We start from the raw sequence: 18,306 nt of genomic DNA, 5'->3' as shown, positions 1-18,306 counted from the left end.
GCTTATTTTCATTGAAAAATCATCGATTTTCAACCAATTTTGCTGTGATATCTCTAAAATATACGAAAAATTTCCCAATAATGGCGTTTTTACACACTAAACCATGATTCATAACATGAAATGCAGCTTATCAGCTAAAATAATTATGTTATTTAAACAAATTTAACTAAATTTATATCACCAAATAATGAATACCACCACAAAACAATTGAATTATTCACAATAATTTCAATATAAATTTTAAATTCAAATAATACTATTATGAAAAAGTTCCCATTAATTTTATTTTCTCTTGTTCTTTCAGTAGGATTATGGAATCCGTCAGAAGCATGTACCCGCGTTGTATACAAAGGTCCGCAAAATACTATTCTTACTGCCCGCTCTATGGACTGGCGTGATGAGATTCCGGCTAATATCTGGGTTTTCCCGAAAGGAATAGACCGCAATGGCCAAACCGGTCCTAAATCTGTAAAATGGACTTCCAAATACGGAAGTGTCATCAGTTCTACCTGGGATATTGCTTCTGCAGACGGAATGAACGAAAAAGGTCTGGTAGCGAATATGCTGTGGTTAGGAGAGTCTCAATATCCTAAATTCGATCCTAAAGGAGGGAAAAAAGGCCTTGCCATCTCTCTGTGGGCACAATATTATCTCGACAACTTCTCAACGGTAAAAGAAGCGGTGGAATTTTCAAGAAAAGAACCATTTGTAGTAGTGAGTGATAATATTCCGGGAACAGAAAGATTTACAACCATTCACCTTTCTCTTTCTGACGCTTCAGGAGATAATGCTGTATTAGAATACATCAACGGAAAACTGGTGATCCATCATGATCCGTCTTACACAGTAATGACCAACTCTCCTATTTTTGATGAGCAGCTTGCTCTTAACAATTACTGGAAAGGGATCCCGGGAACGGTGATGCTTCCAGGAACTAACCGTGCCGCCGATCGTTTTGTAAGAGCTTCTTATTACATTGATGCAATTCCTAAAACGGCTGACACCCGTACTGCTGTAGCCAGCGTATTCAGTGTTATCAGAAACTGTTCTGTGCCATATGGCATTTCTTCTCCTACTGAACCTAATATTTCTTCTACAAGATGGCGTTCTGTTTCGGATCAGAAGAATCTGGTATATTATTTTGAAACCGTTTTTACTCCCAATACATTTTGGGTAGATCTTAAAGATTTTGATCTGAGTGCTAAAGGGAAAGTAATGAAGCTGGACCTAAGCAACTATCAGACCTATCACGGTAAATCAAATACCAGCTTCAAAGAAACTCCATCTTTCAAATTCTTAGGTCTGGAATAAAAATTCAGGTTTAAAATAAAGATGTAATTCTGAATCATGATATTCAGAATAGAATATTAAGATCATTTCCTTCCTCTGAAGATGCATATATCGGAGATATAACGGAAGGAGCAAAGCAATAAAAGTTTTATCATATGTGGGCACGTGCAGTGCATCCCCTCAACTTTTTAAGGATCGAGACAGGAACTTTTATGCTTACGAGCATTCAAAAAAGCAAAAATTAAACAAATAGATATGGCCTTTTTTTCATTAAAAAGAGAAGCTTAATTCTGTGTATTCTCATGAGCTGTTTTTCAGCCAATGCACAGATACAGGATTCTCTACAGACCACCCCCCAACCACAGGAAGAAGATCATGTGAAATATCCTCAACTTCAGATCAAAGGGCTTTTTCAGGCACGCTATCTGGTAGGAATGAGCAAGGATGTAGATGTAAACGGCCTTCATCATTCAGACGGATCAGGAACCAGCAATAATTTCATGCTGAAATACATGAGGGTTCAGGTAAGAGCACAAATCAGTAAACGTACTGAAGTGGTAGCCTTGGCTAACTTCGCAGATTTCAAAAATGATCCCAAAAGCAGAGTCCTTGAAAATGCCTATCTGAAATACACTTTCAGTCCCAAGTTGGCATTTACCGTTGGACAGTTCAGACCCTGGTTCGGTATTGAGGAGACCTACCCTATCGATATTATTAAATCCCTGGACTGGTCTAATCAATATTCTGAATTTGGAAAACTGGGCTGGACGAGCTTTCAGATTGGACTTTCTGCCACAGGACAAGTAAAATTAGGAGAGATACCACTTCAATATGCGGTGTCTGTTGTCAACGGAAACGGGAAAAACCAGATCAATGATAATGACAACGGAAAACAATATTCAACACGGTTACTTTTCGGATTATCCAAGAAATATAATTTCAATGTTGGATTAAACGGAGGGATCGGTGAGGTATTTAGCAAAAAAGTATATGCTGTAGGGATTGACCTCAGCTCGATGGTTCATTTTGATCCGAGATGGAGCCTAGATATGCAGCTGGAAGCAAAACAGGCTACCAACCACGTTCTGTACAATTCTATCGCTCCTGAAGTAAGACCTGATAATCCGGATCAATATCTGATTCGTGGAGTTTATTTTCTTCCGAATCTGAGGTATGAGATCAATCACAAAAACCTAAGCGCTTTCGAATTGTCTTGCCGATATGAATATCTGGATACAAATTTCAGAATGGCATCCAATCCTAGACAAACTATCACTCCCATGGTAGGTCTTGAATTCCTGAAAAACTATGGCGCAAGAATTCAGCTGGGTGTACAATTCGACCGCTACAAATACCAGGTAGAAAATACTAATCAATACAACAACAATCTATTCATAGTGCAAGTACAAAGTAGGTTCTAAGGATTAAATAGAAAATTATGAAAGAAATTAATATTAAAAACGTTGCGATCACATTTGTCGTTGCGTTAATCATCTGGTTCATTCCTGCTCCCAAAGGGGTTGCTGAGAATGCCTGGCATCTGTTTGCCATCTTTGCGGCAACTATTTTAGGAATTATTCTAAAAGCCGCTCCTATGGGGACGATGTGTATGATGGCGATTGGATTTACTGCCCTTACCCAAGTGGTAGCTCCCGGAGATGCCGGAAAATCAATTACCAAAGCGCTTTCCGGATTTGGAGATAAAGTGATCTGGCTGATCGGGATTTCATTCTTTATTGCCCGAGGATTTATCAAAACAGGACTTGGAAACCGTATTGCCTTTTTGTTCATCAGAGTTTTCGGTAAAAGTTCATTAGGATTAGCTTACGGATTAGGGCTTGCTGATGTTTGTCTGGCTCCGGCTATTCCTAGTAACACCGCAAGAGGAGGAGGAATTATTTACCCAATCATGAAATCTATGGCCATAAGCTTTGATTCCGTTCCTGAAAAACCGGAAACCCATAGAAAATTGGGCTCATTCTTAACGTTGAACAGTTATTATATGAACCTCATCGCTTCTTCTATGTTCTTAACCGGAACAGCAAGTAACCCGATGTGTCAAAAGTTTGCAGCCAACCTTGGTATCGATATTACATGGATGTCTTGGGCTGCAGCTGGTTTTGTACCAGGTTTAGTAGCGTTCTTCGTAGTTCCTTTGGTCTTGTATAAATTATATCCACCTGAATTGAAAAAGACAGGAGATGCCCCGAAAATGGCCGCTCAGAAATTAAAAGAAATGGGACCCATTTCCAGAAATGAATGGTTAATGCTTCTAGCTTTCTTCATTCTTTTATTCCTTTGGATCTTTGGCGGAGCACTTTCTATTGACGCCACAACTACCGCATTTATCGGATTAACTTTACTGTTACTAACCTCAGTATTAACCTGGGAGGATGTAAAAGGTGAAAAAGGAGCTTGGGATACCATTGTTTGGTTCGCTGTTTTAGTAATGATGGCAAGTTCTTTAAATGAATTAGGCTTTATTGGCTGGTTCAGTAACCTTATTAAAGTTCAGATCGGAGGTTTGAGCTGGCAGGTAGCTTTCCCGGTTATTATCGTCGTTTACTTCTTCAGTCACTATATTTTTGCAAGTGCTACGGCTCATGTAGCTGCTATGTATGCAGCCTTGTTAGGTGTAGGTGTTTCTTTAGGAATTCCGCCTATGCTATTAGCGATGATGTTAGGTTTCATGGGATCTATTTATGGTGTGCTTACTCATTATGGACACGGTCCTGCACCGGTATTCTTCGGTAGTGGATATGTAGATCTGAAAGCCTGGTGGCTCCGTGGTCTTGAAATAGGAATCGTTCTCTTAATCATCTATATGGTTGTAGGAGGTCTATGGATGAAAGTTTTAGGATATTATTAATTATTAAATCAACTCTATGTTATCAACATTGTCAAGAAAAATGCTGATGTGCCTTACAGGACTCTTTTTGGGATTCTTCCTGTTGATTCATTTCCTCGGAAATCTTCAGCTATTTCTGCCTCAGGAGCAGGCTCATCTGCAATTCAATGCTTATTCGCATTTTTTATCAGGAAATATCATTATCAAAATAGTTTCTTACGTTTTGTATGCCAGTATCATCCTGCATGCTGTAGATGGGCTGATGATTACTTTAAAAAATAAAAAATCAGGAGGCGGTTATCAGTCTGACAAGCGTGGAAGAGCCAGCAAATGGGCTTCCAGAAATATGGGAATCCTCGGAACCTTAATCCTGCTCTTTTTAGTCATTCATTTTCAAAATTTCTGGTATGTCTATAAATTCGGAAATCCGCCATTGGATGAGAATGGAAATAAGGACTTATATATTTTGGTAGTCACTGTATTTAAAGAATGGTGGTATGTGGTTATTTATGTGCTTTCTATGATTGCACTATGCTATCACCTGATCCACGGATTGTACAGTTCCGTAAGAACTCTTGGATTATACCATCCGAAGTTTGTGAAATGGGTTAAAATCATCGGAACAGCCTACTCTATCATTATCAGTTTAGGTTTTGCCCTGATGCCTGTTTATGTATTCTTTACTTATCATTAAAAAAGACCTATCATGATTTTAGATTCAAAAATACCACAAGGCCCATTGGAACAGAAATGGGCATATTATAAAAAGAAAGCCAAGCTTGTGAACCCGGCCAACCGCAAAAAGCTTGATGTGATTGTTGTAGGGACGGGTCTTGCCGGAAGTTCTATCGCTGCCTCTTTAGGAGAAATGGGCTATAATGTAAAGGCATTTTGTTTCCAGGACAGTCCGAGAAGAGCGCACTCTGTAGCGGCTCAAGGTGGTGTAAATGCTGCTAAAAATTATAAAAACGATGGTGACAGTGTGTACAGGATGTTTGTTGATACCTTGAAAGGTGGAGACTTCAGAGCCCGTGAAGCCAACGTTTACCGAATGGCGGAATGTTCTTTAAACCTCATCGATCAGGCCGTAGCACAAGGTGTTCCTTTTGGCCGGGAATATGGCGGTTACCTTAACAACCGTTCTTTTGGAGGGGTTCAGGTGAGCCGAACGTTCTATGCCAGAGGACAAACCGGACAGCAATTGCTTCTGGGAGCTTATCAGGCTTTGATGAGACAGGTTGGAAAAGGTTCTGTACAATTATTTTCAAGACATGAAATGCTTGATCTGGTCATTATTGACGGCAAAGCAAGAGGAATTATCGTAAGAAACTTAGATACCGGAGAAATTGAAAGACACGCCGCTCATGCTGTCATATTGGCAACCGGAGGGTATGGAAAGATTTATTATCTATCTACATTGGCTATGGGATGTAATGGTTCCGCCATCTGGAGAGCCCATAAGAAAGGAGCTTTAATGGCTTCTCCAAGCTGGATTCAGGTACACCCTACTTCCCTTCCGCAATCCGGAGATTATCAATCAAAATTAACATTGATGTCTGAATCATTGCGTAATGACGGAAGAATCTGGGTTCCTGCAAAACAGGATGAAAACAGAGCTCCGAATGATATTCCTGAAGATGAAAGAGACTATTATCTGGAAAGAAGATATCCGGCATTCGGAAACTTAGCTCCAAGAGATATTTCTTCCCGTGCAGCCAAAGAAAGAATTGATGCAGGTTTCGGAATCGGTCCTTTGAAAAATGCAGTATATCTTGATTTTTCAAAAGCAATTAAAGAACAAGGAAAAGATAAAATCAAAGAGAAATATGGAAACTTATTCGATATGTATCTTAAAATCACCGGATATGACGCTTATAAAGAGCCAATGATGATCTCTCCTTCTGCTCACTTTTCCATGGGTGGCCTTTGGGTAGATTATGAATTGATGACGACCGTTCCGGGGCTATTTGCCTTAGGTGAAGCTAATTTTGCAGATCATGGAGCCAACAGATTGGGAGCCAACTCTCTTTTACAAGCTTCTGTAGATGGATATTTTATTGCTCCTTATACGGTCGCCAATTATCTGGCCGATGAAATTCACACCGGAAAAATATCGCCGGATGCTCCTGAGTTTGAGCAGGCTGAAAATGCCGTTAAAAACCAGATTCAGAATTTAATGAATATCAAAGGAACCAAAACCGTTGATTATTTCCATAAAACTTTAGGAAAGCTTCTTTATGATTATTGCGGACTGGCAAGAAATGAGGAAGGACTTAAATATGCTATCCAGGAAATCAGAAAACTAAAACAGGAGTTCTACAAAGACGTAAGGGTTTCCGGGCAAGGGGATAAGATGAATGCCGAGCTGGAAAAGGCTGGCCGTGTTGCGGATTATTTTGAAATCGGAGAACTGATGTGTTATGATGCTTTAACCCGCAATGAGTCCTGTGGTGCTCACTTCCGTGAAGAATACCAAACTCCGGATGGTGAAGCCATGAGAAATGACGCAGAATACCAGTTTATCTCAGCATGGGCATGGACAGGTGAAAACGGTGAACCTGAACTGGTTAAAGAACCATTAATCTTTGAAGAAATACAGCCAACGGTAAGAAGTTACAAATAAAAAACAAAAATTATGGATTTACACCTTAAGATATGGAGACAGAAAGACAGAAAAAGTGAGGGAAAACTGGTCAGCTATGACCTTAAAGACCTGAACTCTCACATGTCTTTCCTTGAAATGCTGGATACATTAAATGAGAAACTGATTACCGAAGGAGATGAGCCTGTAGAATTCGATCACGACTGCCGTGAAGGAATCTGCGGCCAATGTGGAATGATGATTAACGGTATAGCTCATGGTCCTTTAAAAAATACAACGACCTGCCAGCTTCATCTGCGTTCTTTTAAAGATGGTGAAACTATTCTGATAGAACCTTTCCGTGCAGGAGCATTTCCAGTGAAAAAGATTTAAAGGTAGACCGTTCTGCCTTTGACAGGATTATTTCTTCAGGAGGTTTTGTATCTGTGAATACAGGCCAGGCTCCTGATGCTACAGCTATTCCGGTAACCCATCAGACTGCTGAGGAAGCTTTTGATTCTGCAGCATGCATTGGATGTGGCGCGTGTGTGGCTACTTGTAAAAACGGAAGTGCAGCTTTATTTACTTCTGCCAAGATTTCTCATATGGCATTGCTCCCTCAGGGTAAAGAAGAAAGAAGCAAACGTGTACTGGATATGGTTTCTCAGATGGATACCGAACTATTCGGGCACTGTTCCAATACGGAAGCCTGTGAAGTGGAATGCCCGCAGGGAATTTCCGTTCTGAATATTGCCAGAATGAATTTTGAATACAACAGAGCTCTATTTTTCAATAAAAAGGATAAATAAACGAAGAACGCTAAAAATGATACTTTGTGAAAGGGTGAATCTGCAAATGCAGGTTTGCTCTTTCTTTTTTAAACAAAGTTTTATGGATCAGTCTCAAAAGCTGGGTGATCGTATTGCTGATATTTATGGAATTTAATTTAACGCAAAGTTTTTAGTATATTATCTCCTATTTTCAAGGGAGCAAAGGATGGAATAAATTTCATTGATTCATTCTAAGCAAATGCATATCCACTAAGCTTCTTCAGCAACAAAGTTGCACTTTTTAGCTTCCTAAAATAAAGCACTTGAATCATATTTCTTTGCGATTAAAAATGATCTTTTGGTTCAATAAAAAGTATAGATTTTGTACTAATAACTAAATTTTGCACTTGATCAATTTTTATTAATTCATCATGGCCACTACTCTTGCCGGAGCAGCAGAACCGCCAACGATCTTTAACGGAAATACGCAAACTTTGAAACCTGAAGGGGGCAGCGCCTGAAGATTGGTTAGCTGTTCTATATGCAGATATTCTTTTTCTATTCCCACACGGTGGCCTTCCCAAAAGTATTCAGGATCATTCAATTCTTTTGCTTTTTTAGCCATAAATTTTAAAGGTAAATCCCAGCCCCATTGATCAATTCCCATTACTTTCACGCCTTGATCAATCAACCACTCAGTTGCTTCACGGCTCATTCCGGTTCCTTTTTCTACAAAGTCAGGAGTTCCCATCAACTTATCCCTGTCAGTTCTGATTAAAACAATATTTCCTTCCTGGATGGTAATTCCATTTTTATCAAGATCTTTTTCAGATCATCAACGGTGATGGCTACAAAATCTTCTTTGTGGCTGCAGTCTATAACAATACCGTCTCCGTAACACCACTCTAAAGGAATCTGATCAATTGTTTTAGCCGGTTTTCCTTCCACCTCAGGTCCGTAATGCCAAGGTGCATCAATATGAGTGGTGGCATGAAGTCCCATATTTTTAATCGTATCATCTGCCCAACCTGTCCAGTTTTTTGGAAAAAGCCTAAAAGGAAGATTCAATGCCAAACGGATCAGCCAATGGGATTTTCTATGAGGTTTATGTTTGATTTTCACTCTCATAAACCATGGATCTCCGGCGTTATACTGAATAGGTTTTGATAAATCGATAATGTTTGTTTTCATAGAATCCGCTTTGGGGATAAAGATAGTAAGTTAGATTGGAAGATGGGGGCTGGAAGATGAAAGTTATAAAGACCACAAAAACAGTTATTCGTTTGTTTTACCCTATTCGAGATAAAATTAATGATGTGGTTGATTATTAGTAATTAAAACTGAAAGTAACTTCCAGCTTCTTTCTTCGTGCTTCCTACCTTTTAAAATATCTTCGGAATCATAATCTTCTTCGGATCATTTTCATCATACATAATCTCTAGAGCTCCTTTCTTAGGTACAGAAGAAAGATTCAGAAGGCTTACAATTTTCTTATAGATAGCAATTTGTTCATTTCCTCTGAAATCTTTAAAGCTAACCTGAAACATAATTTGCGGCTGATCATTAATGGTAACACCTGTTTCACTGACACTGAGAATATGAGCTTCCGCATTTCTTCCGGCAAACAAAATACGTTCTTCTTTATTATTCTTAAAAAACTTTCCTACAATCAACTGAAAGACCAACACATAAATGAGGGTCATGATTCCGCTGAAAATAATAGGGTGCATGAAAGTGAGAAACCTCCATCCAAAATCAAAGGATTCCCGCATATAGAAATAAGAATATAATCCTACCACGTAAGCAATCAACAATACTATAAATACAACTCTTAGCACCATTCCCGATGCATTGAATCCCACTTTCTGATCACTCAAAATAAAATAAGGTTCCTGAGACACATTAGGATTCAACAGCACTTTTACACTGTTTCCCACATCAAATCTTTTTTCCTGAGGTTTGGAATCATGAAACATCATCTCATGCTCAATCATCGTATTTCTAAGATTCGGAAATGAAAGCACAACCTGAATGGCATTCATATTGGTTTTCGGAAAGTATTTGAGAAGCTGATAGCGGATAATTTTTGCCTCTCTTGGAATTCCGTTTCTCAAAATGGAATGCATGGTATTCTTCTGTTTAAAGGTTTTAATGAAAAGAGTATTAATGAAGAATATGAGAATATATCCCCATATTAACAAAGAAAAACCAAGATATCCATAGCTCACCGCTAATGAATTTCTCGGTCCTATTGTAACTTCCTCAGTCATCATATAAATGAATATCGGAAAGGGTACGCAGAAAAAAATAAGGAAAGCTCCCCAGAAAATGAGCATAAATTTCATAACTACTGTTTTGCAATCAGCAATAAAGTTATGATATTATTTTTAATGAAAAACATAAAGGCTGGAAGCTGGAAGAAAGAAGCAGGAAGTTACTTTCAGTTTTCATTAAAAATAGTTAACGACGCCATTACCTTTACCTTAAAAGGATAATAACAGACGAAACCTGTTCTTATAACCTTCATAACTTCCAGCTTCCAACTTTCTAAAACTCTTCTTAATTATACTTCTTTATCGAAATACAATCTGTAATATTTTCCTTTATCATCCTCTCCCATCTCCAGTTTCTGTCTGTCTCCGTGGATGTAAATATGGAAGTTTTTATCTAGTTTGATGATACTTTTAAAGTGTCTTTGAGTCTTTTTCACAGCAGATTCATTGATCGGGAATTCTTCTGCAATATTCACCTGCATATCCTGCTCATAATCGGTTTTAAAGTTCACAAAACTTTCAATCACATGCTCATCTCCTAATACTTCATTGGTAAATTCATCCAATTTGAACTCTTCTTTTTCTTTGAAGAAATTGATTGATTTATTCAGGAAATCCGCCTGGTCCGCTTTTGAAACTTCAAATTCCTGAGGAAGCTGCTTTGTGATATAATCTTTGTAAACCATCAATGCTTCCTGAGTGTGGAAATACTCATCATCACGCTGTTTTACTTTTAAGAAATCTTCAAACCAGTAGTACATATCTCCGTTTTTGTTGTTGTCAACTACAGAAAGTACATAACCTGTATCTTTATTATTATTGTAGATTAATGCTGCTTTATCAATTTTAGATAAACCGATTCCCTGATCTTTTTCAATATCAAATGTTTCTTCCGTAGGATGAATTTTCAGGAATGATTCTCTTTTCTCCGTTTTAAAGATCCCGATCTTATCTACTTTATCTGGACGGTCACTTTCATCTTCAAAAAGAACGATAAACAACTCTCCACTCTGAACTCGTGGGTTTTCAGCCGCTTCAAAAAGGTGTTTTGCAATATTTTCAGATTCCCAGATAAATTTGGACTTATCATCAAAAATTTCAGATACAGCACTATAAATCGGGTTATTCACCAAATAGGTGTCACTGTAAAAATGAAAAGTTTCTTCTGACTTGAATGATCCTAAAAAGTAATCCTCAAGCATCTCTGCCATGCCTTCCTCCAGCTTCAATTCCTCCTGGGAAAGCGTTAGAGAATCTCCGTTGATCTTATTTCCGACTCTGTGTACTATTATTTTTGAAAACATCTTCTGAATATTTGGACTGCAAAGATATTCATTCTATTCTTCACATGAAACTGAAAAACAGGTTTGATTGTACTGAATCTTTAAACCACAAATCGAAAATTCTACGAAGTCAAAAGTCACAAAAACTTTATTTCAAAAACACTTTAGTTCACTTAAGAAGTTCAAAATAGTCCTGTTGAAAAGTTCAAATAAGATGAAAATCTTAGATTTAAAAAAACTAAAGTGTACTTCTTATGCATCAAGTTTGTCACTTCAAGGTAACTTAAATGTTTAAATTCTTTTGTGACTTTTGTGGTTGATATCATAAACGGCTAATACTTTAAAAAAATTCCTGCTTCTTCCAATTTGATAAAATCCTTATCATTTTGAAATGCTTTTTCATCTTTCAAACCTCAAAAACAAACACACAAACAATTGTTTTTCAAACAATTAAACAAAATTCATTTTCAAAGGTATACCATTGGCATCATGATTATCAAAACATACAAAAATGGACTTGAAAACATTGAACAGAATAGACAAACTAAGAAGATTAAAAAGCAGAGGACCTCAAACGCCTAAATGGTTGAAGCCTTATCATTTACTTTTTATCGCTTTTTTAATCGTTTTCATGTTTGGAGCTTTCATTAAACTGTTGGAACAAAACCACATTTAACAATATATACTATGAACTATTTACAAGCTGTACAGGAAATCAATGAGCTATTCCCTGACTTTGAAACAGAATTGGATGAAACGAAAAGTCCCAACTCATACAGTGTGATCCGGACTTTCACGGAACGTATCAAAAATACGATCCGCCAGAATGACAGTAATCTGCTGTTCAAAAGTTTACAAAAAATAGACAAAATGTACCTTCATGGAGATACGCTGTTAAAAAATGCCATTGAGAACACTTTTATTTACTCTCTGGACAATTTTACGACGTTTTGCAGTAAGGAATACCGCCAAATGATCTTCAGTCACATCTCTTCTGACCTGAAAAACAGCTATTCGAGACAAATTTACAGTCATGGTATATGAAACTTTTATTACATTTTTCAAAGGTTTCATTACAAAGTGTTTAAATTAAACAAAAATAAAAATAACTCACAATCAATAGATTATGAAAAATAAAATCAGAAGAATTTCCGATTGGAAAACCTGGAAAAACACGACTAACAGACACAATGCAGAGATATTACTCACTCACATCGCTGTGATTGTAGGGGTATTTATTTTTGCGGCATGTCTTTAAATTTTGGTATACATTTCGCTGCAATAAAAAGTGTTTGAAAAATTCTTAATTATGATGAAAGTACAAATGCAAACTATTAATCAAAAAATAGCTGTTGAATACTTAAAATTTTTCTATCCGCGACTTCGTAATGAAATCATACAGCTGTCTGGCCAGGACAACTTTGCAGGAATTATGCAGGCAACAGTCAATTATCTGAAAGGATTGTTGAAAGAATCGAAGATCAACATTATTGCCCATCATATCAAACTGATGGATGGACTTTACAGAAATGGAAATTCCTATGTAAGAACAATGATTGAAAACATCTTCGTAAGATCTTTTGAAAGCTTTAAAAAACATGCTAAGATTGCCCATTGGAAACTTCTTTATCAGTATATGCCGGTAAGCTTTCAAATTATTTATAATGAGCAGCAGAAGCAGGATCAGATTTATTTCGGAAAATAAATTCCAAAGAATACACAGAAAATAGATAATGATTTCACAAGGAAAGATCATTATAAAAATAAGATTCAATAGATAAAAAATTGCCTCAAATACTGTTATTTGAGGCAATTTTTATTTGGTCTGTACATTAGAAGTTTTTACTTCTTGGTAAACACCTTTTCAATGTTTAAAATCTCTTCTTTCTTCAGTTTTGAACTTTTCTCAAGCTTGGCTATAAAAGTGGCTACTTCTTCCGGAGTGGAAGGCGATCCCAAATTTTCTCCTTTGGCATTGAATGAATCTGCAAGCACCTCTCCTTTCGGATTTAAGATCAGCCAAAACGGAAGCCCTGCATTTTCTCCTTTGTATTTATTCATCACTTCCTGCCCGCCAGGATTTTCAAGAGATTTTTTATCACCTCTCTCCTGAACATCCACATAAGCAGTGACAAACCTGTCCCCAAAAATAGACTGTGTCTCTGGAAGATTCATATTTTTTTCCATCATCTTACACCATTTGCACCATGAAGCATGAAACACTAATAAAACATTTTTCTTACCTGCTTTAGCTTCAACCAATGCTTTATTTAATACCACATCAGCCTTTTCCTGTGCTGCACCCAGCTGAAACAGCAATAGGGAAACGATCACAATAATTTTTGAATATTTCATTGAATTTTATTTTATGCCATACGAATGTAGGAATTTTTCTCTTGTTGGCTTCCTTAAATCCGTCCCATAAAATCTTTATTTTACATTGGCATTTTTTGTAATTTCGTTTCAGTGAATATACAAAATGATTGAAGTAAAAAAATATTCTCATCAGGAAGGGCACTCAGCACCAAGACGGGTGATAAAATATACTTTGTTCTGGTGCAATACCGGAACTGCTGAAATTCTGATTGACGAAAATATTTTCATACTCAAAAGGGACCAAGCAGTGACCATTACTTCCGGACAGTTTCATCAGCTGATCTCTGTAGACGGGGAACTCACTGCCCTTGAATTCACTCTTGACTTTTTCTGTAAAAGCGACAGTGATATTGAGCTGATTTTTCACAACGGATTATTTTGTCACTTTGGAATGAATGAAATGATTACCGTTCAGCATCCTGTATTTTTTACAGAAACCCTTAACCTTATTGAAAAAGAGATTCAGGAAAAACCTTATCAGTATCTGATTTCCACCCATTCTCTGGTAGAATTACTTTTAGTGGAAATCAATCGCAGTAAAATTGCCAACGGTGATGAAATCTGGAAACCGGATGCTCTGTTTTTAAAGTTTTTGGAAAGTGTCCGAAATCATTTTTCAAATAACTATCCCGTATCCTATCATGCTGATGCTTTGGCAACCACTGAAGCTAAACTGAATAAGGTTTCTAAACTGCACACCAATAAAACGGCTCAAAACGTCATCTACAGTCTTACCATTTCCGAAGCCAAAAGATTGTTACTTTATGAGAAGTTGAGTGTGAAGGAAATTGCCTACCAGCTTGGCTTCAATGATCCTTTTTATTTTTCAAATTTCTTTAAAAAACATACTTCCCTTTCTCCCAAAGACTATCAAAAGTCGGTGAAGAATTAGAGTAAGGCAGGAAGATGGAGGAAGGAAGCTTCTGAAGCCTATATAACGATCCAGTGAATTCAAAATAATTAATTTTCTACCTCTAAGTTTTTTTTGTTTTTTTTCGCAAAGTTTTTATTTAAAGTACCCCTTATTGTTAAGGGAGCTAAGAAGAAATCGATTAATCGATTCTCATGAAGCGAATGTTATCCAGCTGCTTCATCAAATCAACTCTGTTGATCCCATCTTTGCCTCCTAAACAATACATAAGTTTCTTAAAACTTTGCGTCTGAACTAAACGCAGATTCAATATAATTTATTAACCCGGATCCTGAACTTCATCAAATATTATATGCTTTTCCCGGAATTGTCTATTCTTTAGGCGAGCGCTTTCGCTGAACTTTGCCCCTGTCATTAAGACCTAAAATTATTCTTATGAAAACAAGGCAGAACATCGCGGGATTTTTATTAAGAATAGCATTGGCAGCCGGATTTTTATCTGCTGTAGCCAGCCGGCTGGGCTTTTGGGGAGCACAGTCTTCAGGATGGAAAAATTTTATAAGCTATTCTGCTGAAGTTAATTCATTTTTCCCTTCATCATGGGCTCCTGCACTTGCTGTAATTTCTACTACTGCAGAATTAATCATCGGTATTTTTCTGCTAACAGGATATCAGGTTCGTAAAACAGCACTGGCTGCATCTGTTCTTACTTTACTGTTTGGAATTGCCATGAGCATTTCTTTCGGATGTAAAGAAGCTTTAGATTACTCTGTTTTTGTATTCAGTGCGGGAGCATTTTTACTCAGCACTTCCCCCGCTATATAGGGTCTTTAGATCAATTTTTACATCAATAATAATTTAAAATATACTATCATGAGTACTAACATCTACGACTACATCGTAAAAACAGAGCAGAAAGAATGGCAGCCTTTAATGGAAAAAGGAGTTCATTATGAAGGTATTTTTGTAAAATCCTTAAAATTTGATCCTGTACAAAATAGGGCTACAACAATCCTTCTTAAATTTGAAGCGGGAGCAAGCTATCCTTATCATAACCACCCGGCTGGTGAAGAACTTTTCATACTGGAAGGTGATGCGGTTATCGCAGGCGGAAACCTGGAAAAAGGAGATTATTTATATACTCCTCCTAATTTCAAACATTCTGTACAATCAGAAAATGGATGTATTATTTTGTTTATGGTTCCGGAGGAAGTAGAAATCCTTTAATCCGATCAATCCTTTTACAATCAAACCTTTGATGGACTGCTTTTTCATCATGGGTTTGCCTGTTTCTAGCCTTTTATTCACTGTAAAAAATGTATCTTTGACTATCAAATTACATCATGAATAAAGATTTTGAAGCTTTTAAAAAGCATTTGTCGTGGCTTATTCACCCTTCTCAAATTGATACCGTTTCAGAAGCGGAAATCAGATTATCTCAAACATTTAAAGATACCTTTTCCTGTTCTTACCAATTTAGAAACTTTTGAAATAAAAAAACGCCATGAACAATATCAAAAAACTAATAGTCGTTATTTCAGCATCAGTTCTTTGGAGCTGTCATAACAATACCCCGAAAAAAACTCCAAGTAAAGTGGACCACACTACTCTACTGGTGGCTACAGAAGGAAATATTTTTAATTTTGATCTTGATAAAAACACCATTGCCTGGCAATATAAAAGTCCGATAGATTCAGCCGGCAACAGGAATCTTTTTGTTTTAGACGGACAGAATATTTTCATGCCTTTTGAAAGCGGAAAATTCATCAATTTTGATCTTAATACCGGGAAAATCATCTGGCAGCAACAGATCTATGGAAATGAAGGAACTCCCATGAGCATGAGCAATGATCCAAATGCTGAAGCTGCAGTGTTACGCCCATTAGTTCCTTTGTTTATGGCTAAACCTTTGGTAGATGATCAGAATATTTTGATGGTGTCAGCCGGCCAGCCTGAGAATGTAAAAAGTGCCTGGTTATACAATTTCAACAGAACGAATGGAGAGCGAAAATGGCTGATTGAATTACCCACAGTATACAATTATTTTGCTCCGGTAAAATACCGTGATTCTTATTTTGTAAATTCAGCTGTTTTCCTTAACAAATACAGTATACAAAATGGTACAGATACATCCTACGGGATGTTTGACGGTGATGTGGAAATAGCAGGCCAGCCGAGACAACATCATGAACCTAATCAGTTTGCCAATACTACTTACAGCCAGATACAGACGGATGGAGAGCATCTGTTTATTGCCGAAGATAGCGGAAATATTTATGCTTTAAATCTAAATAAAAACGGCAACCTGCCTGATGGAGATATTTCTGATCCTAATAACACCTTTATCAAAAATCCAAAAGTTTTCAAATGGGCATTCCAGGATAAAACTTATGGTTCACATAAAAGCAACAGGTTCTTTTTGAAGGATGGTACCTTATATATAGAATTCGGACTTCCTATTGATGGCAGAAGCTGTCTTTTTACCCTGAATGCGGATGATGGAAAAATGAAATGGCGAAAAATGATACCTTCTGAAATCAAAAGCTGGACACTTAGTGGCGAAAAAATCATCGGTCATACAGCAAAAGGTATTTTTTATATGGATACCAATGGCGAAAACTATACGGAATTCAATGTCAAAAACTTACCGATTTCTGATATAACATCCATCGACAAAACTCATTTTGTATACATCACCCAGAAAGGGATTGAAATTTTTGATACTGCTCACAAAACAGCAAAGTTGGTAGTAGCAAAAGCATTCAATAATAATGAATATAATAATTTACAGATACAGTATATTTCAAAATAGTATTTTCAAGTATTATAATGTTATGGATAGTAATAAGCTGCTGTATAGAGGATTCTAAATAGATATACAATATTTTATTTTCAATATTATTTATTTTATCGTATTTTGCCTCCCCTCATAAAAAACTAAAAAACCTACGATGAAATTTAATTTTACAAAAAAATCTATTATACTCTGGGGCATTGTCATCATTGCCCTAATCATCCTGCCTGATTCACAAATATATTATCAGCGCTATAAACTGCAATCTGATCAACTTCCTGAACAATATAAGTCTTATTCTTCGCTAGACAGCCTGAAAGATAATGAGTATGAAATCATAAAATTGTCCCGCGGTATTCATGAGCCTGTTATTCAGGAAAACGACAGTACTATTGTCATCATTACCAAAAGAGATCACGATTCTGAAAAAGAAGGTAATAACAATACCTATACGTGGTATAAGATAAACCTGAAAGGCCAGATAACGGATAGTCTCCAATACCAATATAACAGTGAAGATGGTGTACATAACTATCAAACCTTCAATGATTATATCCTGGACGTAGATCAGAATACTTATTCTAATTGGCTGAAGGATGGTGATACCACCCATTATCCTTATAAAAATTTAGATGATGCTAAAATATTTTCGGTGGCAGAAACCGAAGATATCATTGCCAAAAGGGACTATATGTATGATGATATTATCCATTCTGAATCTCCCGAAAACGAATATAAGTATAAACTGACTGTATTTAAAGATAATGTCTGGAATTATTTTTATGCTGAAAAAAACTGGCATGGTTATCCGAAAAATACGCCCAACACTAAAGCCATTGATTATGGAAAATCTGGTTATGAAGTAGATAAACCGTCAGGACTTATCAAAAGAGATCATGTTCAAAAAGAAAAATGGAGTGCCCGTACTTTCTGGAGCCTAAAAAATCTAAGCTGGGGAACAGGAAATGGTTCTGGCGGCCATGGATGGACAGGAACCTCTTATTTCTCCATAAAAATGCCGAAAAAAACATTACATTATAAACAGAATGCCTTCATAGACTATCCTGATAATACTGTGAGAGATCCTTTTTCTTATTTCGTGTACCAGCCTAAAAATGGTGATTATATGCTGCTCATAGATGAAGAAAGCCAGATCTACTATCTCATAAGGCCTAAAAAACCTTAGAGGGATATTCAATCCATTTTAAAATATCATTGAA

19 protein-coding genes and 1 pseudogene are annotated in these 18,306 nt (G+C 36.8%); 15 read left to right on the top strand and 5 right to left on the bottom strand.

What is annotated here, in order from left to right:
* The first annotated feature begins 261 nt into the window (after positions 1-261).
* The 6 genes and pseudogenes from H5J24_RS03960 to H5J24_RS03935 all read left to right on the top strand — a co-directional run bounded on the left by H5J24_RS03960 (position 262) and on the right by H5J24_RS03935 (position 7,528).
* On the top strand, positions 262-1,311 hold the full coding sequence (locus H5J24_RS03960) for a linear amide C-N hydrolase (protein WP_068944300.1): 1,050 nt from the start codon (positions 262-264) through the stop codon (positions 1,309-1,311).
* Between the two features lie 281 nt (positions 1,312-1,592).
* Entirely contained in the window at positions 1,593-2,711 is a 1,119-nt protein-coding gene (locus H5J24_RS03955; protein ID WP_232816052.1) for a porin, read from the top strand.
* A 17-nt stretch (positions 2,712-2,728) separates the two neighbouring features.
* Complete coding sequence (locus H5J24_RS03950; RefSeq protein ID WP_068944302.1) at positions 2,729-4,159, top strand: anion permease; 1,431 nt, start codon at positions 2,729-2,731, stop codon at positions 4,157-4,159.
* A gap of 16 nt (positions 4,160-4,175) precedes the next feature.
* A complete protein-coding gene (locus H5J24_RS03945) occupies positions 4,176-4,832 on the top strand; it encodes a succinate dehydrogenase cytochrome b subunit (RefSeq protein ID WP_068944303.1) in 657 nt (218 codons plus the stop codon).
* 12 nt (positions 4,833-4,844) lie between these two features.
* Positions 4,845-6,761, top strand: coding sequence for a fumarate reductase/succinate dehydrogenase flavoprotein subunit (locus H5J24_RS03940; RefSeq protein WP_068944304.1), 1,917 nt, complete (start codon positions 4,845-4,847; stop codon positions 6,759-6,761).
* 12 nt (positions 6,762-6,773) lie between these two features.
* Positions 6,774-7,528 (top strand): annotated as a pseudogene (locus tag H5J24_RS03935) (succinate dehydrogenase/fumarate reductase iron-sulfur subunit).
* Between the two features lie 382 nt (positions 7,529-7,910).
* Here the strand turns inward: H5J24_RS03935 and H5J24_RS25850 are convergent.
* The 4 genes from H5J24_RS25850 to H5J24_RS03920 all read right to left on the bottom strand — a co-directional run bounded on the left by H5J24_RS25850 (position 7,911) and on the right by H5J24_RS03920 (position 11,066).
* The gene (locus H5J24_RS25850) at positions 7,911-8,264 is read right to left on the bottom strand and encodes a cyclase family protein (RefSeq protein ID WP_346729986.1); all 354 of its coding nucleotides are present in this window, start codon (positions 8,262-8,264) and stop codon (positions 7,911-7,913) included.
* Positions 8,264-8,680 (bottom strand): cyclase family protein, encoded by a 417-nt coding sequence (locus H5J24_RS25845; protein WP_346729953.1) that lies wholly within the window; start codon positions 8,678-8,680, stop codon positions 8,264-8,266. Before H5J24_RS25845 ends, H5J24_RS25850 begins: the two co-directional genes overlap by 1 nt.
* A gap of 191 nt (positions 8,681-8,871) precedes the next feature.
* Positions 8,872-9,834, bottom strand: coding sequence for a hypothetical protein (locus H5J24_RS03925; protein WP_068944307.1), 963 nt, complete (start codon positions 9,832-9,834; stop codon positions 8,872-8,874).
* Positions 9,835-10,052: 218 nt separating this feature from the next.
* The gene (locus H5J24_RS03920; RefSeq protein WP_068944308.1) at positions 10,053-11,066 is read right to left on the bottom strand and encodes a nucleoid-associated protein; all 1,014 of its coding nucleotides are present in this window, start codon (positions 11,064-11,066) and stop codon (positions 10,053-10,055) included.
* A gap of 490 nt (positions 11,067-11,556) precedes the next feature.
* Between H5J24_RS03920 and H5J24_RS03915 the strand changes: the two genes are divergently transcribed.
* From H5J24_RS03915 to H5J24_RS03905, 4 genes are all read left to right on the top strand, one after another.
* Positions 11,557-11,721: a hypothetical protein gene (locus H5J24_RS03915; protein ID WP_167387027.1), complete on the top strand. Its 165-nt coding sequence runs from the start codon at positions 11,557-11,559 to the stop codon at positions 11,719-11,721.
* Between the two features lie 11 nt (positions 11,722-11,732).
* Positions 11,733-12,089 carry a DUF7674 family protein gene (locus H5J24_RS03910; RefSeq protein WP_068944309.1) on the top strand — a complete coding sequence of 119 codons (357 nt, stop codon included), beginning with the start codon at positions 11,733-11,735 and terminating at the stop codon, positions 12,087-12,089.
* Between the two features lie 82 nt (positions 12,090-12,171).
* Positions 12,172-12,303: a hypothetical protein gene (locus H5J24_RS25475; protein ID WP_262495895.1), complete on the top strand. Its 132-nt coding sequence runs from the start codon at positions 12,172-12,174 to the stop codon at positions 12,301-12,303.
* Positions 12,304-12,354: 51 nt separating this feature from the next.
* A complete protein-coding gene (locus tag H5J24_RS03905) occupies positions 12,355-12,750 on the top strand; it encodes a DUF7674 family protein (RefSeq protein ID WP_068944310.1) in 396 nt (131 codons plus the stop codon).
* Positions 12,751-12,887: 137 nt separating this feature from the next.
* On the opposite strand, the gene H5J24_RS03900 is transcribed toward H5J24_RS03905, so the two are convergent.
* Positions 12,888-13,400 carry a DUF255 domain-containing protein gene (locus H5J24_RS03900; protein WP_068944311.1) on the bottom strand — a complete coding sequence of 171 codons (513 nt, stop codon included), beginning with the start codon at positions 13,398-13,400 and terminating at the stop codon, positions 12,888-12,890.
* Between the two features lie 124 nt (positions 13,401-13,524).
* Between H5J24_RS03900 and H5J24_RS03895 the strand changes: the two genes are divergently transcribed.
* From H5J24_RS03895 to H5J24_RS03875, 5 genes are all read left to right on the top strand, one after another.
* Entirely contained in the window at positions 13,525-14,313 is a 789-nt protein-coding gene (locus H5J24_RS03895) for a helix-turn-helix domain-containing protein (protein WP_068944312.1), read from the top strand.
* 414 nt (positions 14,314-14,727) lie between these two features.
* Positions 14,728-15,117 carry a DoxX family membrane protein gene (locus tag H5J24_RS03890; RefSeq protein WP_232816051.1) on the top strand — a complete coding sequence of 130 codons (390 nt, stop codon included), beginning with the start codon at positions 14,728-14,730 and terminating at the stop codon, positions 15,115-15,117.
* A gap of 48 nt (positions 15,118-15,165) precedes the next feature.
* Positions 15,166-15,519, top strand: a complete 354-nt coding sequence (locus H5J24_RS03885; protein ID WP_068944314.1) for a cupin domain-containing protein — start codon at positions 15,166-15,168, stop codon at positions 15,517-15,519.
* Positions 15,520-15,796: 277 nt separating this feature from the next.
* The gene (locus tag H5J24_RS03880) at positions 15,797-17,104 is read left to right on the top strand and encodes an outer membrane protein assembly factor BamB family protein (RefSeq protein WP_082811263.1); all 1,308 of its coding nucleotides are present in this window, start codon (positions 15,797-15,799) and stop codon (positions 17,102-17,104) included.
* 139 nt (positions 17,105-17,243) lie between these two features.
* Positions 17,244-18,272, top strand: a complete 1,029-nt coding sequence (locus H5J24_RS03875) for a hypothetical protein (RefSeq protein WP_068944315.1) — start codon at positions 17,244-17,246, stop codon at positions 18,270-18,272.
* Positions 18,273-18,306: the final 34 nt, after the last annotated feature.

The sequence above is a fragment of the Chryseobacterium capnotolerans genome (assembly GCF_021278965.1).
Classification (GTDB): domain Bacteria; phylum Bacteroidota; class Bacteroidia; order Flavobacteriales; family Weeksellaceae; genus Chryseobacterium; species Chryseobacterium capnotolerans.
Note: the sequence above shows the minus strand (reverse complement) of the source record. Positions and strands in the feature narration are given on the sequence as shown.